This window comes from Streptomyces thermoalcalitolerans (genome assembly GCF_039525155.1).
GTDB lineage: Bacteria > Actinomycetota > Actinomycetes > Streptomycetales > Streptomycetaceae > Streptomyces > Streptomyces thermovulgaris.
Genome location: NZ_BAAAHG010000040.1, coordinates 1 through 24,051 on the forward strand (window position 1 = coordinate 1; position 24,051 = coordinate 24,051).

The 24,051-nt window shown below is 71.7% G+C and carries 20 protein-coding genes, 4 tRNA genes and 1 pseudogene; 13 read left to right on the top strand and 12 right to left on the bottom strand.

Translation table 11 applies throughout. The features are described from left to right. The 5 genes and pseudogenes from ABD224_RS21030 to ABD224_RS21050 form a co-directional block, all read left to right on the top strand. Positions 1–223, top strand: a pseudogene (locus tag ABD224_RS21030) (DNA polymerase III subunit gamma/tau); the annotation flags it as partial. Positions 224–441: 218 nt separating this feature from the next. After that, the gene (gene purD, locus ABD224_RS21035; protein WP_344052177.1) at positions 442–1,728 is read left to right on the top strand and encodes a phosphoribosylamine--glycine ligase; all 1,287 of its coding nucleotides are present in this window, start codon (positions 442–444) and stop codon (positions 1,726–1,728) included. A gap of 364 nt (positions 1,729–2,092) precedes the next feature. After that, positions 2,093–3,925, top strand: a complete 1,833-nt coding sequence (locus ABD224_RS21040; RefSeq protein WP_344052179.1) for a hypothetical protein — start codon at positions 2,093–2,095, stop codon at positions 3,923–3,925. Between the two features lie 218 nt (positions 3,926–4,143). Continuing rightward, complete coding sequence (locus ABD224_RS21045; RefSeq protein WP_344052181.1) at positions 4,144–5,637, top strand: N,N-dimethylformamidase beta subunit family domain-containing protein; 1,494 nt, start codon at positions 4,144–4,146, stop codon at positions 5,635–5,637. A gap of 69 nt (positions 5,638–5,706) precedes the next feature. Next, positions 5,707–6,606, top strand: a complete 900-nt coding sequence (locus ABD224_RS21050; protein WP_344052183.1) for a phosphoribosylaminoimidazolesuccinocarboxamide synthase — start codon at positions 5,707–5,709, stop codon at positions 6,604–6,606. A gap of 103 nt (positions 6,607–6,709) precedes the next feature. Here ABD224_RS21050 and ABD224_RS21055 read toward each other — a convergent pair. From ABD224_RS21055 to ABD224_RS21090, 8 genes are all read right to left on the bottom strand, one after another. Further along, positions 6,710–6,785, bottom strand: a tRNA-Gly gene (locus tag ABD224_RS21055). Between the two features lie 23 nt (positions 6,786–6,808). Further along, positions 6,809–7,432, bottom strand: coding sequence for a response regulator (locus ABD224_RS21060; RefSeq protein ID WP_344052185.1), 624 nt, complete (start codon positions 7,430–7,432; stop codon positions 6,809–6,811). Continuing rightward, complete coding sequence (locus ABD224_RS21065) at positions 7,429–8,739, bottom strand: sensor histidine kinase (protein ID WP_344052187.1); 1,311 nt, start codon at positions 8,737–8,739, stop codon at positions 7,429–7,431. Before ABD224_RS21065 ends, ABD224_RS21060 begins: the two co-directional genes overlap by 4 nt. Beyond that, positions 8,721–9,497 carry an ABC transporter permease gene (locus tag ABD224_RS21070; RefSeq protein ID WP_344052189.1) on the bottom strand — a complete coding sequence of 259 codons (777 nt, stop codon included), beginning with the start codon at positions 9,495–9,497 and terminating at the stop codon, positions 8,721–8,723. The genes ABD224_RS21065 and ABD224_RS21070 overlap by 19 nt, the downstream gene beginning before the upstream one ends. Beyond that, a complete protein-coding gene (locus ABD224_RS21075) occupies positions 9,494–10,483 on the bottom strand; it encodes an ABC transporter ATP-binding protein (RefSeq protein ID WP_344052191.1) in 990 nt (329 codons plus the stop codon). The genes ABD224_RS21070 and ABD224_RS21075 overlap by 4 nt, the downstream gene beginning before the upstream one ends. A 197-nt stretch (positions 10,484–10,680) precedes the next feature. Beyond that, a tRNA-Gly gene (locus ABD224_RS21080) sits at positions 10,681–10,753 on the bottom strand. A gap of 81 nt (positions 10,754–10,834) precedes the next feature. Then, positions 10,835–10,906: transfer RNA gene (locus ABD224_RS21085), tRNA-Gly, on the bottom strand. A gap of 160 nt (positions 10,907–11,066) precedes the next feature. After that, positions 11,067–11,384 (bottom strand): histone-like nucleoid-structuring protein Lsr2, encoded by a 318-nt coding sequence (locus tag ABD224_RS21090; protein ID WP_344052249.1) that lies wholly within the window; start codon positions 11,382–11,384, stop codon positions 11,067–11,069. Positions 11,385–11,757: 373 nt separating this feature from the next. Between ABD224_RS21090 and purS the strand changes: the two genes are divergently transcribed. The 6 genes from purS (at position 11,758) to purM (ending at position 19,027) form a co-directional block, all read left to right on the top strand. Beyond that, the gene (gene purS / locus ABD224_RS21095; RefSeq protein WP_067398801.1) at positions 11,758–12,030 is read left to right on the top strand and encodes a phosphoribosylformylglycinamidine synthase subunit PurS; all 273 of its coding nucleotides are present in this window, start codon (positions 11,758–11,760) and stop codon (positions 12,028–12,030) included. Continuing rightward, positions 12,027–12,707, top strand: a complete 681-nt coding sequence (gene purQ, locus ABD224_RS21100) for a phosphoribosylformylglycinamidine synthase subunit PurQ (protein ID WP_344052194.1) — start codon at positions 12,027–12,029, stop codon at positions 12,705–12,707. The genes purS and purQ overlap by 4 nt, the downstream gene beginning before the upstream one ends. Then, positions 12,704–14,986, top strand: a complete 2,283-nt coding sequence (gene purL, locus ABD224_RS21105; RefSeq protein ID WP_344052196.1) for a phosphoribosylformylglycinamidine synthase subunit PurL — start codon at positions 12,704–12,706, stop codon at positions 14,984–14,986. Before purQ ends, purL begins: the two co-directional genes overlap by 4 nt. 320 nt (positions 14,987–15,306) lie before the next feature. After that, positions 15,307–16,104, top strand: coding sequence for a maleylpyruvate isomerase family mycothiol-dependent enzyme (locus ABD224_RS21110; RefSeq protein ID WP_344052198.1), 798 nt, complete (start codon positions 15,307–15,309; stop codon positions 16,102–16,104). Positions 16,105–16,398: 294 nt separating this feature from the next. Then, on the top strand, positions 16,399–17,928 hold the full coding sequence (purF, locus tag ABD224_RS21115; RefSeq protein ID WP_344052200.1) for an amidophosphoribosyltransferase: 1,530 nt from the start codon (positions 16,399–16,401) through the stop codon (positions 17,926–17,928). 31 nt (positions 17,929–17,959) lie between these two features. After that, on the top strand, positions 17,960–19,027 hold the full coding sequence (gene purM / locus ABD224_RS21120; RefSeq protein WP_344052202.1) for a phosphoribosylformylglycinamidine cyclo-ligase: 1,068 nt from the start codon (positions 17,960–17,962) through the stop codon (positions 19,025–19,027). Positions 19,028–19,205: 178 nt separating this feature from the next. Here purM and ABD224_RS21125 read toward each other — a convergent pair whose 3' ends face one another. Together ABD224_RS21125 and ABD224_RS21130 are read right to left on the bottom strand one after the other, a co-directional pair. Further along, the gene (locus ABD224_RS21125; RefSeq protein ID WP_344052204.1) at positions 19,206–19,451 is read right to left on the bottom strand and encodes a DUF3073 domain-containing protein; all 246 of its coding nucleotides are present in this window, start codon (positions 19,449–19,451) and stop codon (positions 19,206–19,208) included. 340 nt (positions 19,452–19,791) lie between these two features. Further along, the gene (locus ABD224_RS21130; protein WP_344052206.1) at positions 19,792–20,877 is read right to left on the bottom strand and encodes a Leu/Phe/Val dehydrogenase; all 1,086 of its coding nucleotides are present in this window, start codon (positions 20,875–20,877) and stop codon (positions 19,792–19,794) included. 232 nt (positions 20,878–21,109) lie between these two features. Here ABD224_RS21130 and ABD224_RS21135 point away from each other — a divergent pair, with 232 nt between their 5' ends. Together ABD224_RS21135 and bldC are read left to right on the top strand one after the other, a co-directional pair. Continuing rightward, positions 21,110–21,952: a DUF8083 family protein gene (locus tag ABD224_RS21135; protein WP_344052208.1), complete on the top strand. Its 843-nt coding sequence runs from the start codon at positions 21,110–21,112 to the stop codon at positions 21,950–21,952. Positions 21,953–22,528: 576 nt separating this feature from the next. Then, positions 22,529–22,735, top strand: a complete 207-nt coding sequence (gene bldC / locus ABD224_RS21140; RefSeq protein ID WP_003949541.1) for a developmental transcriptional regulator BldC — start codon at positions 22,529–22,531, stop codon at positions 22,733–22,735. A gap of 455 nt (positions 22,736–23,190) precedes the next feature. Here bldC and ABD224_RS29500 read toward each other — a convergent pair whose 3' ends face one another. After that, positions 23,191–23,805, bottom strand: a complete 615-nt coding sequence (locus ABD224_RS29500; protein ID WP_425581027.1) for a DUF6274 family protein — start codon at positions 23,803–23,805, stop codon at positions 23,191–23,193. A gap of 85 nt (positions 23,806–23,890) precedes the next feature. Beyond that, positions 23,891–23,965 (bottom strand) — tRNA-Asp (locus tag ABD224_RS21150). Between the last annotated feature and the right edge of the window lie 86 nt (positions 23,966–24,051).

The window sequence follows — 24,051 nt, forward strand, 5'->3', positions numbered from 1 at the left end:
GCAGGGCAGATTACCCACGTGTTACTCACCCGTTCCCCCCGCACCCGCGCCCGCCGCGGCTCCGCCGCCCGGACCCTCCGTCTCCGAGCCGGCTCCTGTCGCCCCCGAGGACGACATCCCGGAGGACGACGACCCGGACCTCGACGAGTCGGCCCTCTCCGGCCCCGAACTGATCATCCGCGAGCTGGGCGCGACGGTGCTGGAGGAGTACACGACGGAGTAACGGAGCGCCGGAGCGAGGGGAGCGGGGAGAGAAAGGAAGAGAAGGAGAAGCAGGGGAAGCAAGAGGAGCAAGAGAGGCAGAAGGCGCAAGGGGAGCACAAGGAGCCCCCGGGTGCCGCCGTCTTCCGCCCGGCTCGGAGGAACGCACAACTGTGCCGCCCCCACTCCTTCGGCGGCCCGCACAAGGAGCCTCGGACCGCTGCCGTTAGGCTTCACCTCGTGAAGGTCCTCGTCATCGGCAGTGGCGCTCGCGAACACGCCCTGTGTCATTCCCTGTCCCTCGATCCCGCCGTCACCGCGCTGCACTGTGCGCCCGGCAACGCCGGCATCGCCGAGGTCGCCGAGCTGCACCGGGTCGACATCCTCGACGGCGCGGCCGTGTCCGCGCTGGCCGCCGAGCTGGGCGTCGACCTGGTGGTCATCGGCCCCGAGGCGCCGCTGGTCGCCGGAGTCGCCGACGCCGTGCGCGAGGCGGGCATCCCGGTGTTCGGTCCCTCGAAGGAGGCCGCGCGGCTGGAGGGCTCCAAGGCCTTCGCCAAGGACGTGATGGCCGCGGCCGGGGTGCCCACGGCTCGGTCGTACGTCTGCACGACGGCGGAGGAGGTCGCCGCGGCCCTCGACGCCTTCGGTGCGCCGTACGTCGTCAAGGACGACGGGCTCGCCGCCGGCAAGGGTGTCGTCGTCACCGACGACCTGGAGGCGGCCAAGGCGCATGCGGCGGCCTGTATGGGGGTACCGCCCGCGCCGTCCAGGCAGCGGGGGAGCGTAGTGATTGAGGAGTACCTCGACGGGCCCGAGGTCTCCCTCTTCGCCATCACCGACGGCGAGACCGTCGTGCCGCTCCAGCCGGCCCAGGACTTCAAGCGGGCGTTCGACAACGACGAGGGCCCGAACACCGGCGGCATGGGCGCGTACTCCCCGCTGCCCTGGGCCTCCCCCGATCTCGTGGACGAGGTCCTGCGGACGGTGCTCCAGCCCACGGTCGACGAGATGCGGCGCCGGGGGATCCCGTTCTCCGGCCTGCTCTACGCCGGACTCGCGATCACCAGCCGGGGCATCCGCGTGGTCGAGTTCAACGCCCGCTTCGGCGACCCCGAGACCCAGGTGGTCCTCGCCCGTCTCCAGACCCCGCTGGCGGGCGTTCTGATGGCCGCGGCGACCGGCGACCTCGCCCACCTCCCGCCGCTGCGGTGGAGCGACGAGGCGGCCGTCACCGTGGTCGTCGCCGCGCAGAACTACCCCGGCTCCCCGCGCACCGGCGATCCGATCACCGGCCTGGAGGAGGTCGCCGCGCAGGACGCCCCGCACGCGTACGTCCTGCACGCCGGCACCCGGCGGGACGGCGACACCGTCCTGAGCGCGGGCGGCCGCGTGCTGTCCGTCACGGCGACCGGCAAGGATCTCACCGAGGCCCGCGACCGCGCGTACACCGCCGTCTCCCGCATCCGTCTCGAGGGCTCCCACCACCGCTCGGACATCGCGGCACGCGCGGCGGCGCAGGCGTAACCCGGCACCCGGCCGTGCGCCGGGACGGCCCGGCGTCCCCTTCCGCGCCGGCCTTCCTCCCGGCTTTCTGTGCCGGCCTTCCCGCCGGCCTCCCGCAGAGGCTGCTCTCCCCGGGCTTCCAGGCCCCCGGCCCCGCCGGGGGCCTTCTGGTCGCCGCACGGTGGTCGCGTCGGCCGGAGCCCTTCCCCAAACCATTCCATCGGGTGGCCAATAGGCCATCCGGCTGACGCGGGCCGGACCCCGCCTCTAGGGTGCCGCCCAGGCGGTCCGGCACTTGGCCCATCGGCATTGCGATGCCGGTGACGGGTGCCACAGTGGGGGAGTGGACAGCATCAGGACAGTCGGGAGGGGGTGACGTCCGGTCGTGACCGGTATAGGTGGGGGGGAGGTCGGTGCGCGGACCGCGCGCTCCCGGGCCCTCGCCGTGCTGCGGGTCCGCAGCCGGGCGCTGGCCGTCGCCCTGCTGCCCGCTGCCCTCGCCGTGGTCCTGTTCGTCGGCGGCCCCACCGGCCATCTCCTGGGCGGGGGCTGGGACCTCGTCCGCTGGGTGGTGGCCGCCGTGGCGGTCGTCGTCCTGCTCCTGGCCCTCGGCGTCGGCCTGGTCGTCGTCCGGGCCCGCCCCGCCATGAGCCCCACCGTCCCGATACCGGAGGAGTCGGCCCCGGACCTGTACCGCCTGGTGCGCGACCTCGCCGCCCGTCTCGAGGTGCCCGCCCCGTCCGCCATAGCGCTCACCCCGGACTGCGACAGCTGGCTGGAGGACCGTACGCATCCCGCCCACGGGCCTCCCCCGCGCACGGACCGCCCCGGCGAGCCGAAGGCCTCGCGCGGCGCGGCCCCGGTCCGCTCACGCCGTACGGCGGAGGCCCCCGTTCTCGTCATAGGCTCCCCGTTCCTGTGGTGGATGCGCGTCGGTGAGCTGCGGGCCGTGCTCGCCCCGGTCGTCGCCGGTACGGAACTCTCGGTGCAGCCGGACATAGCCGCGGCCCGCCGTTTCGTCCGCGGCCTGGACGCGGCGGTGGCCATCGCCTCCGCGCCCGCCGGCCGCCGTCTCCCGCTCCGCGCGGTGTACGCGGGGCTCGGCTGGGTGGCCCGGCTGCTGCTGCGCGGCTGCCGGGAGCACGCGGCCGAGATGGAGCGCGGTGTGGCGGCCGCGGCCGCCGAGCGTGCGCAGGTGGTGGACTACGGGCTCAGGATCGTCGCCCAGGAGCAGGTGGGCCTGGCGTACGCGGGCTGGGACCGGCTGCTGACCCGGGTCGCGCTCCCCGCCTGGCGCATGGGCCGCTGGCCTTCCCGGCTGGACGCGGGGGTCGTCGCGGCGCTCACCGAGCTGTCGCGCCGCGACCGCCTGGCCGAGAGCTTCACCTCCCGGCTCGGCGAGCGCCCCGCCTGCGATCTGCTCGAAGAGCCCGGTTCCGTCGACGAGGCCGCCTCGCTGCTGGCCGCGCGGCTCTTCCACGGCGGTCCGGCCGAGCGCGGCCCCGACTGGTCCCCGGTGGACTGGCGGGAGTACCCGGACGAGGTCGTCGACCGGAAGTGGCGCACCGACGCCGCCCGCCTCCACCGTGTCCTGGACGCCCTGGGCGTCCGCCGGGCCTCCGACTCCGCCGCCGATGCGCACGGACCGACGCTGGCCCGGATACTGGAGCACCTGTCCGCTCCGCCCTCGGCGTCCTCGGCGTCCTCCACCCCCACGGCCTCCGGGCCGGGAGGATTCCCCGCCGGCAACCCCGGCTCCGCCCCCTCGGACCCGTCCTCCGCGGAAACCGCCCCCGCCGCACCGGACGAGGGCGCCGGCCCCGGCACCGAGCGCGGCGCCGCCCTCGTGGCGGGCCTCAGCGCCGAACTGGCCCGGGAGGAGCGCGTCGCCCCGGCGGCGTGCACCGGCCCGCCGCCCGCCGCACCCGCGTGGGACGAGGGCTCGCTGCCCCTCTTCCCGCTCGAACCGCCCCGCACCGGCCGGGAACTCCTCGCCGACCACGTCACCGCGATGGTGTGCTGCGCCGCGATGGACACCGCGGGCGCCACCCCGGGCCTCGACTGGCTCGACGGCCCCGCCCTTCTGATCAACGGGGAGAAGGCCGCCGACCTCGCCCCCCGGGTCCTCGCCCTGGTCGAGAACGGCGATCCGGCACCGCTGCGGACCTGGCTGATCGACTCGGGCATACGTCTGGAAACGCCGATAAGGCTGGTCTGACCTGCGTCCATGCCGAGTCCGTGACCGTATGACCGGACCCTCTGCTTCCACTTTCGGCCAATTCGCAACGAATAGTGACAGCATGCGTGCGTCATGTGATGTGCTGGGATCGCCGACGCACGTGGCAAACGCGTCCGACATACGACACGACCGCCACCGACAGACCCGCACCGCCGCACAACGGACCACGGGGGCATGGCAAGGGAGGGGAGACGGGCATGGGACCGCAGCGGATCCGCCGTTGGGAGTCGGGAGCACTCGCACACGCCGTGACGGATCCCTTCGGGCAGGGCCCCCTCCCCTGGCTGCGCGGCAGGGAGATGTACTTCGACGACACCGGCCGCCTCGTCCCCTGGTATGTCGACCCGTCCCCGCAGACCCTGCCCGGCACCTCCCGTGTCCCCGCCCCCCGCTCCTCCGACGGGGGGCCCCGCTCGGCCGACGACGTCCACCGGCAGATCAAGGGCTTCATCTCCACCGACGCCGTGGCCCCCGGCGAGACCGTCGACTTCCACATCACGGTCGACCCGCCCCAGCAGTTCGGCGTCGACGTCTACCGCATCGGCCACTACGGCGGCGACGGCGCCGCCAAGATCACCAGCAGTCCGCGTCTGCCGGGCATCGTCCAGCCCCCGCCGCTGACCGCCGACCGCACGGTCTCCTGCCACCACTGGTGGCTGTCCTGGCGGCTGACGGTCCCGTCGTACTGGAACGTCGGCGCGTACGTCGCCGTCCTGACCACCGCCAACGGCTACCGCTCCCACATCCCGTTCACCGTCCGCGACGACCGCCCGGCGGATCTGCTGCTGGTCCTGCCCGACGTCACCTGGCAGGCCTACAACCTCTACCCGGAGGACGGCCGCACCGGTGCCAGCCTCTACCACGCCTGGGACGAGCAGGGCCGTCTGCTCGGCGAGGACGAGGCCGCCACCACGGTCTCCTTCGACCGCCCCTACGCGGGCGCGGGCCTGCCCCTGCACGTCGGCCACGCCTATGACGTCATCCGCTGGGCCGAGCGCTACGGCTACGACCTCGCCTACGCCGACGCCCGCGACCTGCACGCCGGTCGCGTCGACCCCACCCGCTACCGCGGTCTGATCTTCCCCGGCCACGACGAGTACTGGTCGGCCGCCATGCGCCGCACCGTCGAGCGCGCCCGTGAGCACGGCACCTCGCTGGTGTTCCTGTCCGCCAACACCATGTACTGGCAGGTGGAGCTGGGCCCCTCCCCGTCGGGGGTCCCCAACCGCCTGCTGACCTGCCGCAAGCGCCAGGGCCCCGGCCGGCCGGTGCTGTGGCGGGAGATCGACCGCCCCGAGCAGCAGCTGCTGGGCATCCAGTACGCCGGCCGTGTCCCCGAGCCGCACCCGCTGATCGTCCGCAACGCCGGCCACTGGCTGTGGGAGGCGACGGGGGTGAAGGAGGGCGAGGAGATCGAGGGCCTGGTCGCGGGTGAGGCGGACCGTTACTTCCCGCGCGTCCCGCTGCCCGAGTACCTGGACCGCATCCTGCTCGCGCACTCCCCGTACACCGACAGCCAGGGGGTCCTGCGCCACCAGGACACGTCCCTGTACCGCGCGCCCTCCGGTGCCCTGGTCTTCGCCTCCGGCACCTTCGCCTGGTCCCCGGCCCTGGACCGCCCCGGCCACGCCGACGCCCGGATCCAGCGCGCCACCGCCAATCTCCTGGACCGCATCTGCAAGCGGGACTGACCCGCTGCGCCGGCCCTCCGTCCGATACGGGAGAATCAAGGGCATTGGCCAGAACAGCGGGGAGGAAACGTGTCCGGATTCGTTGAGAAGCCCGAACCGCTCCAGGTTCCGGGTCTGGTGCATCTGCACACCGGCAAGGTGCGCGACCTGTACCAGAACGAGGCGGGCGACCTGGTGATGGTCGCCAGCGACCGCCTGTCCGCCTACGACTGGGTGCTGCCCACCCAGATCCCCGACAAGGGCCGCATTCTCACGCAGCTGTCCCTGTGGTGGTTCGACCAGCTCGCCGACCTGGTCCCGAACCACGTCCTGAGCACCGATGTGCCCGAGGGCGCCCCCGCCGACTGGGAGGGCCGCACCCTGGTCTGCAAGTCCCTGCGGATGGTCCCGGTGGAGTGCGTGGCCCGCGGCTATCTCACCGGCTCCGGCCTGGCCGAGTACAACGAGTCCCGTACGGTCTGCGGCGTCGCCCTGCCCGAGGGCCTGGTCGACGGCTCCGAGCTGCCCGGCCCGGTCTTCACCCCGGCCACCAAGGCGGAGGTCGGGGAGCACGACGAGAACGTCCCCTACGAGGAGGTGGCCCGCCGGGTCGGCGTGGAGACCGCCGCCCAGCTGCGCCAGCTCACCCTCGCCCTCTACAGCCGTGCCCGGGACATCGCCCGCGACCGGGGGATCATCCTCGCCGACACCAAGTTCGAGTTCGGCTTCGACGGGGACACGCTGGTGCTCGCCGACGAGGTCCTCACCCCGGACTCCTCCCGCTTCTGGCCGGCCGACCAGTGGCAGCCGGGCCGTCCGCAGCCGTCGTACGACAAGCAGTTCGTCCGTGACTGGCTGACCTCCGCCGAGTCCGGCTGGGACCGCACGAGCGAGCAGCCCCCGCCGCCGCTGCCCGAGCGGATCGTGGAGGCGACCCGGGCCAAGTACGTGGAGGCGTACGAGCGGCTGACGGGCACGAAGTGGTCGTAGGACGGCCGTAGACGGCCGTCAGGAGACACAGGCGCAGGACGGCCGTAGGAGACACCGGCGCAGGACACGAACAAGCCCCCGGCGAGAGCCGGGGGCTTTGTGCTGGAGCGGACGACGAGGCTCGAACTCGCGACCTCAACCTTGGCAAGGTTGCGCTCTACCAACTGAGCTACGTCCGCGTCGCGCCGTGGCGCGAGGCCAACTATACCCAACCTCGCTCACGCGCGAGACGCACCGCCGCATGACGGTTCTCCGCTCCCAGCTTGGTCATGGCCGACGACAGATAGTTCCGTACGGTCCCCGGCGACAGCGCGGCCCGCTCGGCGATCTCCGCGACCGGTGCCCCGTCGGCGGCGAGCTCCAGCACCTCGGCCTCCCGCGCGGTCAGCGGCGAGTCCCCGGCGGAGATCGCGTCGGCGGCCAACTCGGGGTCGATGTAACGGTTTCCGGCGTGCACGGTACGGATGATCTCGGCGAGCTGCCGGGCGCTGACGGTCTTGGGGACGAACCCGCGCACCCCCGCCGCGAGCGCCCGCTTCAGATGGCCGGGGCGCCCGTGACCGGTCACGATCAGCACCCGGCAGCCGGGCAGTTCGGCCCGCAGGGATGTGGCGACCTTCACACCGTCCGCGCCCGGCATCTGCAGATCCAGCACGGCCACGTCGGGCTCGTGCGCCCGGGCCATGGCCAGCGCCTCCGGACCGCTCGCCGCCTCGGCGACGACCAGCAGGTCGTCCTCCAGGGAGAGCAGCGCGGCGAGCGCACCGCGGATCAGATGCTCGTCGTCGGCCAGCAGCAGCCGGATGGGAGCCGAGGACGCCGTCATGCGGTGACCTCGCTCACCGGACGGGCGGCAGCGGCCTCGGCGGCGGACGGCAGCGGCACCTCGGCGGTCAGCCGGAACCGGCCGCGGCCCGCGGGGCCGGCGCGCAGCGTGCCGTCGAGCTTCGACAGCCGCTCGCGCAGCCCGGCGAGTCCCGAGCCCGGCCGGTCGCCGCCGGAGGTCTCCCGCGCCCCGTCGTTCTCGACGCACAGCTCCACCCGGCCGTCGGTGACGCGCAGGGACACGGTGCACCGCCGGGCGTCGCCGTGCCGGAGCACATTCGTCGTGGCCTCGCGGACGACCCAGCCGAGCGCCGACTGCACCGGGGCGGGCAGACCGGCGGGCGAGCCGGTGACCGTGCAGTCGATGCCGGCCGCCGTGAGCACGCTGCGGGCACCGGCGAGTTCGGCGGCGAGGTCGGCCTCGCGGTAGCCGCGGACGACCTCGCGCACCTCGCGCTGCGCCTCCTGGGCGAGCCGCTGCACCTCGATCATCTGCTCCACCGCCTCGGGCCGCCCGCGCCGGCCCAGCTGCACGGCCAGCTCGGCCTTCAGCGCGATCACCGCGAGGTTGCGCCCCATCACATCGTGCAGATCCCGCCCGAACCGCAGCCGCTCCTCGGCGACGGCGAGCCGCGCCTCGACCTCACGGGCCCGTTCGGCCTCCCACAGCACGGCCAGGGTCCATGCCGCGCAGCGCGAGATCAGCAGCGAGATGCCGGTGGCGAAGGCGGTCAGGACACCGGTCATGAGGACGTCGCCGGTCCGCCCGCCGACGAGGGCGATCCCCGCCATGAGCACCACGGCCAGGACGGCGGACCGGCGCAGGACCACGGACACGGGTGCGACCAGCCCGTACAGAGGGCCGAACGTCAGCAGGGCGGCGCCGAGCGCCACTTGGGCCGTCCACGGGGTGACCCCCTCGACGGCGGTCAGGGCCAGGGGCAGGACGAGTGCGGGAACGAGCAGACCGACGGCCGTCCACAGCGCGCGTGCGGGCAGGGTGCTCCGGCCCAGGTAGTGGTCGAGCGCGGGCCGGGTGAGCCGGTTGACGACCACGCACTGCAGCACACTCACGGCGAGCAGCAGCCCGCCGAGAACCAGTGGCAGCGGGCGGTGACGCAGTTCGGCGGTCAGAGGCAGCACCAGCCACAGGAGCGTGAAGATCCAGACCGTGGCGCACCACATGATCACGCTCTGCAGCTCGACCCGCTCGGCCTTGCTGCGCTCCCGCCAGTGTTGCCGCTGCCATCTGCGTATTCCGTCGAACACCCCGGTCCTCCCCTGCGCGGTCAGCGCCGTGGCTCCCACCGGAACCACCGTCGTACAGCAAACACCCCGAGCCCCAGCCAGGCCAGGGCGACGGCCGCCGCACGCAGTGCGTCGACGGTGCTCAGGTCGCCGGTCCAGCCGCCCCTCACCAGCGTGATCACCGGAGTCAGCGGCAGCAGCTCGCACACGGCGGCCAGCCGGTCCGGCAGCAGCTCCAGGGGGACGAGCAGCCCGGAGCCCACCATCGAGACCAGCAGCAGGGGAAGCGAGGTGACCTGCGCGCTCTCGGTGGTCCGGGTGAAGCCCGCGGTGACCGCGGCGAGCAGCACGCACAGCACGAGGCCCGCCACCAGCCCGGCCGCGGCGAGGTGGACCGCGCGCGGGGCGGGCACGTCCAGCACCGCGCCGCAGGCGCCGGCCAGCAGCAGGCACTGGGCGAGGCCGAGGACGACGGCCGGCAGCGCGGCCCCGGCGAGGATCTCGGCATCCCGCGGCTCACCCGTGCGCAGCCGCTTGAGCACCAGCTGCTCGCGCCGCCCGACGAACACTCCGATGAGCGTGGCGTACACCGCGAACAGCAGCGCGAAGCCGATCGAGGCGGGCAGGACGACCAGTCCGACGGTCAGTCCGATGTCCTCCAGGTCCATCTGCTCGGCCGCCGACCGCACACTGAACGGCAGCACCAGCGGGACGAACACGGCCCCCACCAGGGCGCTCTTGCTGCGGCCCAGCAGGGTCAGCTCGGCACGGGCGAGCGCGGCCATCCGGCCCGCGGAGGTGGTCGTCACGGCGCTCATGCGGCGTACTCCTCCTTCTCCTTCTTCTTTTCCTTTTCCTCCTTCTGCTCCTTCGCCCGCGGCGCGGAGACGTCCCGCGCGATGCCGAGGAACGCCTCCTCCAGCGAGGCCGACCGCACATCGAGTCCGCGCAGCTCGACGCCGGCCTGCCGGGCCCACAGCAGCAGCTCCGTGGCCGTCCGCTGGAGTGTGCGGGTGCGCAGCCGTACGACGCGGCCGTCCGTCTCGTGCCCGATCACCCCCAGGCCGGAGAGGGGCGGCAGGTCGCCCAGGAAGTGGCCGGCGGGCAGTTCGAAGGAGATCCGGGACGGCTGGGAGGCCGTCACCTCGGCCGGGGTGCCGGCGGCGGCGATCCGCCCCTCGTGCAGGATGGCCACCCGGTCGGCGAGCCCTTCGGCCTCCTCCAGGTAGTGCGTGGTGAGCAGCACGGTCGTGCCGCCGTCGCGCAGCGTCCGCACCAGCTCCCAGGTGTCCCGGCGCCCTTCGGCGTCCAGCCCGGTCGTCGGCTCGTCCAGGAACAGCACCTCGGGCCTGCCGAGCAGTGCGAGCGCCAGGTCCAGACGGCGCCGCTCCCCGCCGGACAGCTGCTTGACCCGTACGTCCGTCCGCCGCTCCAGGCCGACCAGCGCCAGCGCCTCCCGGACCGGGCGGGCCCCGCTCACGCACCCCGCCCACATCCGCGCGGTCTCGCCGACGGTCAGCTCGGAGGGGAAGCCGCCCTCCTGCAGCATCACCCCGGTGCGCGGCCGTACGGCGGCACGCTCGGTGTACGGGTCGTGCCCGAGGACGCGCACACGCCCTCCGTCCGGTGGGGCCAGGCCCTCCAGCAGTTCGACCGTCGAGGTCTTGCCGGCGCCGTTGGTGCCCAGCAGGGCGAAGATCTCCCCGCGGTCCACATGGAACGTGATGCCGCGCACCGCCTCGAATCCGCCCCCGTACACCCGCCGCAGACCGGTGACTTCTATCACGTGATCGCTCGTGCCCATGGCTTCAGCATCCCGGCGGCCGGGGCGCGGCGGCAGTGCGCGGTGTCATCGCTCGGCATGACAAATGTCAGAACGGGGCCAGGACGCCAGAACGAGACCGGACGAGGCCGGGGCGCGATCGGAGCGCGGCGGGAACAGGATCGGAATGGAGAGCACATGAAAAGACCCCGGCCCACCGGACCGAGGTCTTTTTCCCGAGCGGACGACGAGGCTCGAACTCGCGACCTCAACCTTGGCAAGGTTGCGCTCTACCAACTGAGCTACGTCCGCACTGCTTCCGATCGGCTCTCACCGACCGGCGCGAGCACCAGCCTACCCGATCCGCACGAGCGGATGGAACCGGCGGTGCAGAGCGGGTGACAGGAATTGCACACTGCGCCTCCCCCCTGGAAGGGGGTTGTTCTACTACTAAACTACACCCGCATGGACTCCGTGGGCTTCGGCCTTCCGGCCTCGCCCCTCGGCGCGCTCCAGACATTAGCTGATCACCAGGGGGGTTGCGCAAGTCGCTTTCCCCCAGGGCTCGCTGACGGCCCCTGGGGCCGGCTCCGGAGCCGCTCCGCCCCGCGTGGGGCGGCCGTCCTCACTGGGCCGCGTTGAACGCCTCGTAGATCTTCTTGGGGATACGGCCGCGCGCCGGCACGTCCAGCTTGTTGGCCTGCGCCCAGGCCCGGACGGCCGCGGGGTCCGGGGCGACCTCCGTCTGCCGGTACGCCTTGCCCGACTTCGACCGCTTCCGGCCGGCCTGCACATACGGCGCGAGCGCCTTGCGCAGCTTCTCGGCATTGGCCTGGTTCAGGTCGATCTCATAGAACTTGCCGTCGAGTCCGAAGGCGACCGTTTCCGACGCTTCCGAGCCGTCGATGTCGTCAAAGAGAGTAACCACGACACGCTGTGCCACGAATATCGGTCCCTTCATATGGCATCTCCGCGGCCATCTGCTCCGTCATGCCGCGTACGCGGTGCGCATGAGGCGCGGAGAAGGCCGCCGGATGCCGACTGTTCGGCGGTTATCGGGAAAAGTATCGGCTGTCGCCAATTCATTTGTACAGTGCTGGGCATTGCCAGGGGAAGTCGAACTAAATCCATCCGCGTGTCCTCGGTCAATACCGGCTCCGCGGCGGGCACGAAACTTTCCCAGAACTTTTCACGAAGACCCCCGCCGGCGCGGGGCTGTGACGGCCGTCTCGTAGTTTCCTACGAGGCTACCCGCGTAGAAATTGTGGGCGGGTAGTCTGAAGGAACCTGCTCAGCACCACACACCGGGAGTGCCAGTGGCACGCGTCGTAGTCGACGTCATGCTCAAGCCGGAGATCCTCGACCCCCAGGGGCAGGCGGTGCAGCGCGCACTGCCGCGGCTGGGTTTCGAAGGCATCTCCGACGTACGTCAGGGAAAGCGATTCGAACTGGAAGTGGACGGGCCGGTCGACGACGCCGCTCTCGCCCGCATTCACGATCTTGCCGAATCCTTCCTCGCCAACACCGTGATCGAGGACTTCACCGTCCGGGTCGAGTCCGATGACGCAGTCGCGGAGGCCGTGAAGTGACCGCTCGTATTGGCGTCGTCACTTTCCCGGGCAGCCTGGACGACCGGGACACCCGGCGCGCGATCCGCCTCGCGGGTGCCGAACCGGTCGCCCTCTGGCACAAGGACAAGGACCTCAAGCAGGTCGACGCGGTCGTCCTGCCCGGCGGTTTCTCCTATGGCGACTATCTGCGGGCCGGCGCCATCTCCCGCTTCTCGCCGGTGATGGAGACCATCATCGAGCAGGCGAAGGCCGGAATGCCGGTCCTGGGCATCTGCAACGGCTTCCAGATCCTCACCGAGGCCCACCTCCTCCCGGGCGCGATGCTCGGCAACGACCACCTCCACTTCATCTGCCGCGACCAGAAGCTGCGGGTGGAGAACGCGGGGACGGCCTGGACCGGCGACTACACCGCCGGCCAGGAGATCCGCATCCCGCTGAAGAACATGGACGGCCGGTACGTCGCCGACGAGTACACGCTCGACATGCTGGAGGCGGAGGGCCGTGTCGTCTTCCGCTACCTCGACTTCAACCCCAACGGCTCGCTCCGCGACATCGCCGGCATCACCAACGAGGCCGGCAACGTCGTCGGCCTCATGCCGCACCCCGAGCACGCCGTTGAGCCGCTGATCGGCACCGGCCGCACCGACGGCCTGCCGTTCTTCACCTCGATCCTCAAGAAGCTGGTCACCGCATGAGCAGGACGCCTCTGGACACGGTCGAGCACGCGGCCGCGACCCCCGACGTCGAGCTGCCCTGGGCCGAACTGGGCCTGAAGAAGGACGAGTACGAGCGGATCGTGGAGATCCTGGGGCGCCGTCCCACCGGCGCCGAGCTCGCCATGTACTCGGTGATGTGGTCCGAGCACTGCTCGTACAAGTCCTCCAAGGTCCACCTCCGCCAGTTCGGCGAGAAGGCCCCCGACAACGACGTGCTCCTCGTGGGCATGGGCGAGAACGCGGGCGTCGTGGACGTCGGCCAGGGCTACGCCGTCACCTTCAAGGTGGAGTCGCACAACCACCCCTCCTACGTCGAGCCCTACCAGGGCGCGGCGACCGGTGTCGGCGGCATCGTGCGCGACATCATCGCGATGGGCGCCCGTCCGGTGGCCGTGGTCGACCCCCTGCGCTTCGGCGCCGCCGACCACCCCGACACCAAGCGGGTGCTGCCGGGCGTCGTCGCCGGCATCGGCGGCTACGGCAACTGCCTGGGCCTGCCCAACATCGGCGGCGAGGTGGTCTTCGACGCCTGCTACCAGGGCAACCCGCTGGTCAACGCCGGCTGCATCGGGGTGATGCGGCACGAGGACATCCACCTCGCGAAGGCCTCCGGCGCGGGCAACAAGGTCATCCTGTACGGGGCCCGCACGGGCGGCGACGGCATCGGCGGCGCGTCGATCCTCGCCTCCGAGACCTTCGACGCTGAATCCGACAGTGCCTCCGGCACGGGCAAGCCTCGCAAGCGCCCCGCCGTCCAGGTCGGCGACCCCTTCCAGGAGAAGCTGCTCATCGAGTGCACCCTGGAGGCCTTCGCCGAGAAGCTGGTCGTCGGCATCCAGGACCTCGGCGCGGCCGGCCTGTCCTGCGCCACCTCCGAGCTCGCCTCCAACGGCTCCGGCGGCATGCGCGTGATCCTGGACGACGTCCCCCTGCGCGACTCGACCCTGTCTCCCGAGGAGATCCTCATGAGCGAGTCGCAGGAGCGCATGTGCGCGGTCGTCGAGCCGGACAAGGTCGACCGCTTCCTGGAGATCTGCGAGAAGTGGGACGTCATCGCCACCGTCATCGGTGAGGTGACCGACGGCGACCGTCTGGAGATCTACTGGCACGGCGAGAAGATCGTCGACGTGGACCCGCGGACGGTCGCGCACGAGGGCCCGGTCTACGAGCGCCCCTACGCCCGCCCGGAGTGGCAGGACGCCCTCCAGGCCGACGACGCGGGCAAGCTGCCGCGCCCGCGGACGTCCGAGGAGCTGAGGGAGCAGGTCCTGAAGCTGGTGGCGTCCCCGAACCAGGCGTCCAAGAAGTGGATCACCCAGCAGTACGACCACTTCGTGCAGGGCAACACCGTCCTCGCCATGCCCGAGGACGCCGGCATGATCCGCATCGACGAGGAGACCGGCCTCGGTGTGGCCATCGCCACGGACGGCAACGGCCGCTACACCAAGCTCGACCCGTACACGGGCGCCCAGCTGGCGCTGGCGGAGGCGTACCGCAATGTCGCCGCCACGGGGGCCAAGCCGCTCGCCGTGTCCGACTGCCTGAACTTCGGCTCGCCCGAGGACCCGGCGGTGATGTGGCAGTTCGCGGAGGCCGTGCGCGGTCTGGCGGACGGCTGCCGGCAGCTCGGGACGCCGGTGACCGGCGGCAATGTCTCGCTCTACAACCAGACGGGCGAGGCGGCGATCCACCCGACGCCGGTCGTGGCGGTCCTCGGCGTGATCGACGACGTGTCCCGCCGTACGCCGGTGGCCTTCCAGGAGGAGGGCCAGCTGCTGTACCTCCTCGGCGACACCCGTGAGGAGTTCGGCGGCTCGGCCTGGTCGCAGGTGATCCACGACCACCTCGGCGGCCTGCCCCCGAAGGTCGACCTGGAGCGTGAGCGCCTGCTGGCCGAGATCCTGATCGCCGCCTCCCGCGACGGCATGATCGACTCCGCGCACGACCTGTCCGACGGCGGCCTGATCCAGGCGGTCGTGGAGTCCGCCCTGCTGGGCGGCAAGGGCGCGCGTCTGGTCGTGCCGGACGGCCTGGACGCGTTCACCTTCCTGTTCTCCGAGTCGGCCGGCCGGGCGATCGTCGCGGTGCCGCGCTCGGAGGAGGTCCGCTTCACCGACATGTGCCGCGCCCGCGACCTGCCCGCCACCCGCATCGGTGTCGTGGACGGGGACGCGGTGGAGGTCCAGGGCGAGTTCGTCCTGTCCCTGGAGGAGCTGCGCGAGGCCCACGAGAACACGATCCCGTCGCTGCTGGCCTGAGCGGCCGTACGACGCGGTGAGGGGCCCCGCCGTGCGGAAGGGCACGGCGGGGCCCTCTCATGCTCCGGGGCGGCCGGTCGGGGCTCTCCCGGCGAGCGCGACGGGCGACGCCTGCGGGGCGGCTGCGGACCCCGGCCCCGGTTACGGTCTCGCGCTCCTTCTGGAGCGCTCATGTCCGGGAGCGGCCAGGCGCACGCGGACGTGATCAGGCGCGCACGGACGCGCGCAGATGCCTCTGGGCTTTCGGGACGCGCGCAGATGCCCCCGGGCTTTCGGAGGGGGCCCGAGCGGCCGTGCCGGGAGGCAATAGGCTCACCGTCATGCCACCGGCCAGGAAGCGCACCCGCACCTATGACCCCGCCAGGACCCGTACCGCCGTGCTCGCCCAGTTCGGGCACCTGCGGCAGGCGGTACGCACCCTGGACGAGCGGCAGCTCGCCCTGCCCACACGCCTCGGCGACTGGACCGTACGGGACCTGGTCGCCCACCTCGCCCTGGCCGTCGCGAGCGTCGGCCGGGCCCTGGAGCGGGACGAACCGGCCCGGCCCGGACTCGCGCTGCTGGACTACCCGTCGGTGACCGCCGCCCATGCCGCCGCCGTCGCCGAGAGCTCCCGGGAGCTCGCCGAGGAGACCTTCGACCTCGACGCCCTGTACGCCCGCACCGAGGAGGAGCTGACCCGGCACCTCGCCACCGCCGCGCACACCCGCGTCCTGGCCCTGCGCGCTGGCGCCATGACCCTCACCGACTACCTCGTCACCCGCACCGTCGAACTCGTCGTCCACACCGACGACCTCAACGCCGCCGTGCCCGGCCTGGAGATCCCCTGCGACCGGCAGGCCCTCGCCGCCGCCACACGGTTCCTGGCCGACGCGCTGGCCGCCAGGGCGCCCGGCGGCTCGACCGAGGTGCGGATCCCGCCGTACGCCGTCGTGCAGTGCCTCGAGGGCCCCCGGCACACCCGTGGCACCCCGCCCAACGTGGTCGAGACCGATCCGCTGACCTGGCTCCGGCTGGCCACCGGGCGGCTGGCGTGGAAGGACGCCGTGGCGGACGCCGCGGTCAGCGCGAGCGGGGAGCGGGCCGACCTGGAGGGGCTGCTGCCGCTCATGACGTGAGCCGCCCCGCGCGGCGCCCCCTGCCCCATGGTTCCCCACGGCTCGTCCCGCGGTTCGTCCCCCGCGCATCGCCCGCACGACTCGCCCGAACGGTGTGCGACACCTCACTCGTGTCCGCCGGAGAAAAAACCTCCGTGGCCCCCAGGAAGCCGCCCGTCACCGGATCGGGCCGCGACGCACGGTGCTGACCTGCGGCGATGTCGTGCGCATGGCGGAGGTGGCCGACGGGTGGCCCATGGCCGCCGCGCATCCCCCCATTCGGACCAGCGACAGACCTCGCCTACACTCGGTGCCGTGCCACGTGGTGACGGTCGACTCAATCACGACCTGCTCCCCGGTGAGAAAGGCCCCCAGGACGCCTGCGGCGTCTTCGGTGTCTGGGCTCCGGGCGAAGAGGTCGCAAAGCTCACGTACTTCGGGCTGTACGCCCTCCAGCACCGGGGCCAGGAATCCGCGGGCATCGCGGTCAGCAACGGCTCCCAGATCCTCGTCTTCAAGGACATGGGCCTGGTCTCCCAGGTCTTCGACGAGACCTCGCTCAGTTCCCTCCAGGGCCACATCGCGGTCGGCCACACCCGCTACTCGACCACCGGTGCCTCCGTGTGGGAGAACGCCCAGCCGACGTTCCGCGCCACCGCGCACGGTTCCATCGCGCTCGCCCACAACGGCAACCTGGTCAACACCGCCGAGCTCGCCGCGAAGGTCGCCGAGCTGCCCAAGGACACCGCCGGCCGCGCGACCCGGATGACCGCGACCAACGACACCGATCTGCTCACGGCCCTGCTGGCCGCCCAGGTCGACGACGACGGCAAGCCGCTGACCGTCGAAGAGGCGGCCCACCTCGTCCTCCCGCAGGTCAGGGGCGCCTTCAGCCTGGTCTTCATGGACGAGCACACCCTCTACGCCGCTCGTGACCCCCAGGGCATCCGTCCGCTGGTCCTCGGCCGTCTCGAGCGCGGCTGGGTGGCCGCCTCCGAGACCGCCGCCCTGGACATCGTCGGCGCGAGCTTTGTGCGGGAGGTGGAGCCGGGCGAGTTCGTCGCCATCGACGAGAACGGTCTGCGCACCTCGCGATTCGCGGATGCGAAGCCCAGGGGCTGTGTCTTCGAGTATGTGTACCTGGCCCGCCCCGACACCGACATCGCCGGCCGGAACGTCTACCTCTCCCGCGTCGAGATGGGCCGCCGGCTGGCGAAGGAGGCCCCGGTCGAGGCCGATCTGGTCATAGCGACCCCCGAGTCCGGCACCCCCGCCGCCATCGGCTACGCGGAGGCCTCCGGCATCCCCTTCGGCAGCGGCCTGGTGAAGAACGCCTATGTCGGCCGTACCTTCATCCAGCCCTCGCAGACCATCCGCCAGCTGGGCATCCGGCTGAAGCTGAATCCGCTGAAGGAAGTCATCAAGGGCAAGCGCCTGGTCGTCGTCGACGACTCCATCGTGCGCGGCAACACCCAGCGGGCGCTGGTCCGGATGCTGCGCGAGGCCGGTGCGGCCGAGGTGCACATCCGGATCTCCTCCCCGCCGGTGAAGTGGCCCTGCTTCTTCGGCATCGACTTCGCCACCCGGGCCGAGCTCATCGCCAACGGCATGACCATCGAGGAGATCGGCACCTCGCTGGGCGCCGACTCGCTGGCGTACATCTCCCTCGACGGCATGATCGAGGCGACCACCGTCGCCAAGCCCAGCCTGTGCCGCGCCTGCTTCGACGGCGAGTACCCGATGGAACTCCCCGACCCCGAGCTGCTCGGCAAGCGGCTGCTGGAGACCGAGCTGGCCGCCGGCCCCGCCGACACGGCCGTGGCCGACGCGATTCGCCGCCCGTAAGCACGCAGACGACACGAAGGTACCCAAGGTCATGTCTTCCGAGACCACTGGCGCCAGCTACGCGAGCGCCGGCGTCGACATCGAGGCGGGCGACCGCGCCGTGGAGCTCATGAAGGAGTGGGTGAAGAAGACCCGCCGCCCCGAGGTGCTCGGCGGCCTCGGCGGCTTCGCCGGGCTCTTCGACGCCTCCGCCCTCAAGCGCTACGAGCGCCCGCTGCTCGCCTCCGCCACGGACGGCGTGGGCACGAAGGTCGACATCGCCCGCCGGATGGGCGTGTACGACACCATCGGGCGCGACCTGGTCGCCATGGTCATGGACGACATCGTGGTGTGCGGCGCCGAGCCGCTGTTCATGACCGACTACATCTGCGTCGGCAAGGTGTACCCCGAGCGGGTCGCCGCTGTCGTCAAGGGCATCGCCGAGGGCTGTGTGCTGGCCGGCTGCGCCCTGATCGGCGGTGAGACGGCCGAACACCCGGGGCTCCTCGGTGAGGACGACTTCGACGTCGCCGGCGCCGGTACGGGCGTCGTGGAGGCCGACCGGGTGCTCGGCGCGGACCGCGTTCGCAAGGGGGACGCGGTGATCGCCATGGCGTCCTCCGGACTTCACTCCAACGGGTACTCCCTGGTCCGCCATGTGCTGCTGGACCGGGCCGGCCTGTCGCTGGACACGCACGTCGAGGAGCTCGGCCGCACCCTCGGCGAGGAGCTGCTCGAGCCGACCAGGATCTACTCGCTGGACTGCCTGGCGCTGACCCGCACCACCGAGGTGCACGCCTTCAGCCATGTCACCGGCGGCGGGCTCGCCGCCAACCTGGCCCGGGTGATCCCGGACGGTCTGCACGCCGTGATCGACCGCGCCACCTGGACCCCGGCACCCGTCTTCGACCTCGTCGCGAAGAGCGGCAATGTCGAACGGCTGGAGCTGGAGCGGACCCTCAACATGGGCATCGGCATGCTCGCGATCGTCCCCGAGGAGTCGGTCGACGTGGCCCTCACCACCCTGGCCGACCGTGGTGTCGACGCCTGGGTGGCCGGCGAGATCACCGACCGCGGCGACCACACCACGGGTGCGGCCCTGGTGGGAGACCACGCGTGAGCACACCCCGCGCCCACGTTCGGCGCACGCCGGCCGCTCGCGCCGGGTCGGCGCGAGTCGGCCAGGACCTGTACCGGTCGGGATCGGCAGCACGAAACCCGGTCCGGTGCGTGAGCACCCGGACCGGGTGAGGTGCGATGCCTACGGCACGCGGAGGACGGCCGGGCCGCCGCGGACGTCACGCGCCGCGACGGTGCTGGCGCGAGGAGTCGTCCTCGTCGTCCTCGTCGTCCGCGTACAGATCGGCGTACCGTGCGTACAGGTCGTCGTGCTCATCGTCCTCGAAGCGGTCGCCCTTCGGTGACTGATTCGACGTCGATGCGCCCAGCTCCTTGGCCAGGCGTGCGAGGTCCGTCCCACCGCTGTTGTACTTCAGCTGGCGGGCGACCTTCGTCTGCTTGGCCTTGGCCCGGCCGCGCCCCATGGCTCGACCCCCTCAACGACGGGGCTCGACGGCCCCAGAGTCTGACACGCGTTCATGATCGGGAACGGGCTCTCCGCGGAGAGGCCGTTCCGTAGGTGCTTCCACGGTACCTGAGCCCGCGCCCATACGGTACGTCGCCCACAGGGCGCGCGTGTACGAGGGGCCGCCGAAGCACCCCGTCTTCACTGGTCAGCGTCGATTTCAAGCACTTCTCGACAGGCGACCCGCCGGTGGACGTGACGGGCGTCTCCACCCCTCCACCGGCAGGTACCGCACAAACGTACGAATAACGCACGGGTTCCGTGCGCCCTCAGCGGGCGGCCCGCGGCGTCGGGCGTCGTCAGCGGGCGGCCCGCGCCTCCGCCATCCGCTGCTCGGCGATCCGGTCGGCGGCGGCGCCCGGGGGAACCCCGTCCTTCTTTGCGCGTGCGAAGATTTCCAGCGTGGTGTCGAAGATCTTCGCGGCCTTCGCCTTGCACCGCTCGAAGTCGAAGCCGTGCAGTTCGTCGGCGACCTGGATGACACCGCCGGCGTTCACCACGTAGTCCGGCGCGTAGAGGATCCGGCGGTCGGCCAGGTCCTTCTCGACACCGGGGTGGGCGAGCTGGTTGTTGGCCGCGCCGCACACCACCTTGGCGGTCAGCACCGGCACGGTCTCGTCGTTCAGGGCGCCGCCGAGCGCGCAGGGGGCGTAGATGTCCAGCCCCTCCGTCCGGATCAGCGCATCGGTGTCGGGCGCCACGGTCACGGACGGGTGCCGCTCGGCCACCCGCCGCACGGCCTCCTCCCGCACATCCGTGATCACGACCTGGGCGCCCTCCTTGAGCAGGTGCTCCACGAGGTGGTGCCCGACCTTGCCGACGCCCGCGACACCGACCTTGCGGTCGCGCAGCGACGGGTCGCCCCACAGGTGCTGGGCCGCGGCCCGCATGCCCTGGTAGACGCCGAAGGAGGTCAGCACCGAGGAGTCGCCGGCACCGCCCTTCTCGGGCGAGCGGCCGGTCGTCCAGCGGCACACGCGCGCCACCACGTCCATGTCGGCGACATAGGTGCCGACGTCGCACGCGGTGACGTACCGCCCGCCGAGCGAGGCCACGAACCGCCCGTAGGCGAGCAGCAGTTCCTCGGTCTTGATCTGCTCCGGATCGCCGATGATCACGGCCTTGCCGCCGCCGTGCCCGAGACCGGCCATGGCGTTCTTGTAGGACATCCCGCGGGCGAGGTTGAGGACGTCGGCGACGGCCTCCTCCTCGTTCGCGTACGGGTAGAAGCGCGTACCGCCGAGCGCGGGACCCAGAGCGGTGGAGTGGATGGCGATGACGGCCTTGAGGCCGCTGGCGCGGTCCTGGCACAGCACGACTTGCTCATGGCCCCCCTGCTCCGAGTGGAACAGGGTGTGCAGGACGCCGTTGGTTACGTCGGTCACGGTGGTGACTCCTGGGTAAGTAGCGGCGGGTGGGAACAGGTCCTCGTAAGGGTGGCGAGGGCCGTGCCAGGAGAGTAGACCCTGACCACCCCCACCGACCCCGCAGTGGTCGGGATCACCCTCCCCTGGAGTACCTTCCCACCCGGGCGTGGGACGATTTGCTGTGGTTTTCCGTCCACCCGGGCGCGGGCCGGACGGGTTTCGGGCCAGGTCTGATGGGGAGGGAGCAGGCGTGCCCAAGGTGTCCTCCGTGGTCGTCCCGTACGCGGCCTACTTGCGCGTCTACGAGCCGCTGGCCGCCTTCCCGGAGCCGGAGCGCAGCCACTGGGCACGCTACGCCCGCCGCCCCGACCGCCCCTCCTACCAGGACGAGCTGCGCCGCTCCCTGGCCGATCTGCTGCCCACTCCGCCGGTGCCGGTGCCGGTGCACGAGAGCCAGGACGCCTTCGTGCTCGACGTCGACGGGATGATCCGCGTCTGCCCCTGGCGCACCCGGCTGCGCGGCTGGCAGGCCCTGCGCAATCTCGCCAAGGAGCTTCCGGCGGTCGTCCTGGACGCGGTCCTGCCCCCGGTCGTGCGGCACCAGGCCGTCCGGGACTACGAGCGCTGGCTGGCCGACCATCCCGACGCCCGCCCCTGGATCCGCACGGCGACCTGGCAGGTGCCGCTGAACTGGTTCGTGCTGGTGTCCGACGAGGAGCGGGAGTACCTCAGGGGCGACGGCGGCGGTGACACGGTGCTGCGCTACCGCACGCCGATGGTGCAGGCCCGGCGGCGGGTGGCGCGGGCGCTGCGGGCCCTGCGGGAGACCGTCGACGAAGGGCCGCTGATCGACGGCCTGGTGGACGTCGGCCGCTGGCTGGAGGAGTTCCACCCGCGTTCGCTGGTGGAACTGGACTACGGCGGGCTGGTGCACGCGCTGCCGGCCGACGCGCTGCGGGACGATCACTCGGCCGCCGACGTGGCCGAGGGGATCGAGGCGCTGCGGCGCGGCGACGGCGTGGCGGCGGGGGAGGCGTACGGGCGGCTCGTGGAGCGCTGGCGGGCGGTGCGTGAACGGCGGTCCGCGAACTGACGGTATGACAGATGTGACGCGTGCGACCGGCGCGGCGGCCGCGGCAGCCGTGGGACGCGTGACGCGGGTCACGGTGGCGCCGTCCGCCTGCGGCGTACCGTCAAGGACGTTTCGGTGAGCTGACGGGGTGTAGGTCCCGATCCGGGCTTTTGTGCCAAGGGTGACGGACCGCACGTACAAGGCCCTTGCCTCTGTTGCCCATCCTCGTGCCAAAATAGGACAAGGAGTCCGGGGAGGACTCCATCCGTCCAACTGTGCTCTGCCATGGGCGGAATCTCCGCACTGCACACTTTGGGGGGTTTCGTGACTCCTGATCGCCCCGTGACTGATCGTTACAGGGGCGTGACTGTCCGCTATGGCATGGTCCATCGGCTTCCGTCGCTGATGGACGCCTGGGAGGGCAATTCCATCGGTTTGGCCGACGCGGCTGGACAGATGGTGTAGTTGTAGTGCCGAGGACAAGCCGTTCGTCCTATAACTGACTCGGCTCGCGTCCGCCATTTCGGGCAACGCGGGTCAAGGTGCAGAATTTAGAGGAAAGAACCGAGAACGTCGGTTCTCCCGAGGAGGCCGCTCATGACCGCTCGCACCCCTGATGCCGAGCCGCTGCTGACCCCGGCTGAGGTCGCCACCATGTTCCGCGTCGACCCCAAGACGGTCACGCGCTGGGCGAAGGCCGGCAAGCTCACGTCGATCCGCACGCTCGGTGGGCACCGCCGTTACCGCGAGGCCGAGGTCCGCGCACTGCTCGCGGGAATTCCGCAGCAGCGCAGCGAGGCCTGAACGGCCGGACAACCGGGCAAACCGGCTGGTCCCCCAACCGGCCGAGGCGCCCTCGACGATAGCTCCACGCGACGCGGGACCTGCCCCAACAGGTCTCATGCCCAAGCCGTCAGGGTTCTTCGACTGAACAACTGAACAAGGGTGCGTCGTCGATCGCGCCGGACTCCGCCAGGTCCGGCGCGATCTTTTTGTGTGCCGATGGCGGTCGGTGAGGCGGCTCTGTGCACGGGTCTGTCGGAATCGGGGAGAGGCGGCGGATCATCCGTGGAGCACCCCACAGAGCAGTACAATTGCACATATTAAATTGAGCGCCGAGAGGACGGGTCTAAATACCGTTCCTTCAAAAACTTATACGGTGACACCCGTCACATGCCGGGAAGCTTGTTTTCTGCCGGATCTCTGCGCTATTGGAACCCGCGCTTCCATCACCCCACGTCTGTACGGGAGTTCACGTTTCACGCGCGGGGGATGCCGTCGTCCTCGGCCGGGTCCTCCGGGGCCCGGAGGACCGGAGAACTCTTCGGGGGCTGGAAGGCCGGAGAGCCCGGAGAGGGCTTGGGGCTCTGAAGGGTCTGAGAAGCCTGGGGGACCTGAGGGCCCTGGGGGGCCGTCCGCGGGGCACTGTCCATCGCGAGCCGCAGCAGGCGGTGGCAGACAGGACAGTGGCGCGTGCGGTGACGATACGACGAGGCGGCTGCGAGATGCGCACGGAGCAGCGCCCGCGTTTCGTGCCTGGCCGATGCCGCCATACGCCACCTCCAGCGGACCGTACGGGAGCGGTCCCTGCCTCTCTGGTACCGAGGGAATGTGACTCCGTCAAGATGCACCGTGCCCCGTGCCGTGCTCCGCGCGGCGCGCGTGTGCGGCGTACGCGCCCGCTCCCCGGGGGCGCCGCACGCGCCGGTCCCGTGCCCGCAGGGGACCGCTCCCACGCCCCCGCCGGCCCCCGCCGTCGCCCGCCGTGGACCGCTCCCACGGCCCCGCGGAACCCTGCCGGACCCCGCCGCCGGACCGGCCGACGCCGCCGGTCCTGCCGGCACCGGGAAGCCGGGCCGGTCCTGCCCGCACATGAAGAAGCCCGCCCGCGGCACGGGCGGGCGGGTGACACGGCGGAGGCCCGCCTCCGTTGCCGGGGCGGGCCTCCGCTTGCTGCTGCGGTCCTGACGGGATTTGAACCCGCGGCCTCCACCTTGACAGGGTGGCGAGCACTCCAAACTGCTCCACAGGACCAGGATCGCGGCGCCGCTGATGCGTGGCGCTGCGAGAAGAGACTGTACAGGAGGCGCGGCTCCTGGTCGAACTCACGTAGGGTGTGC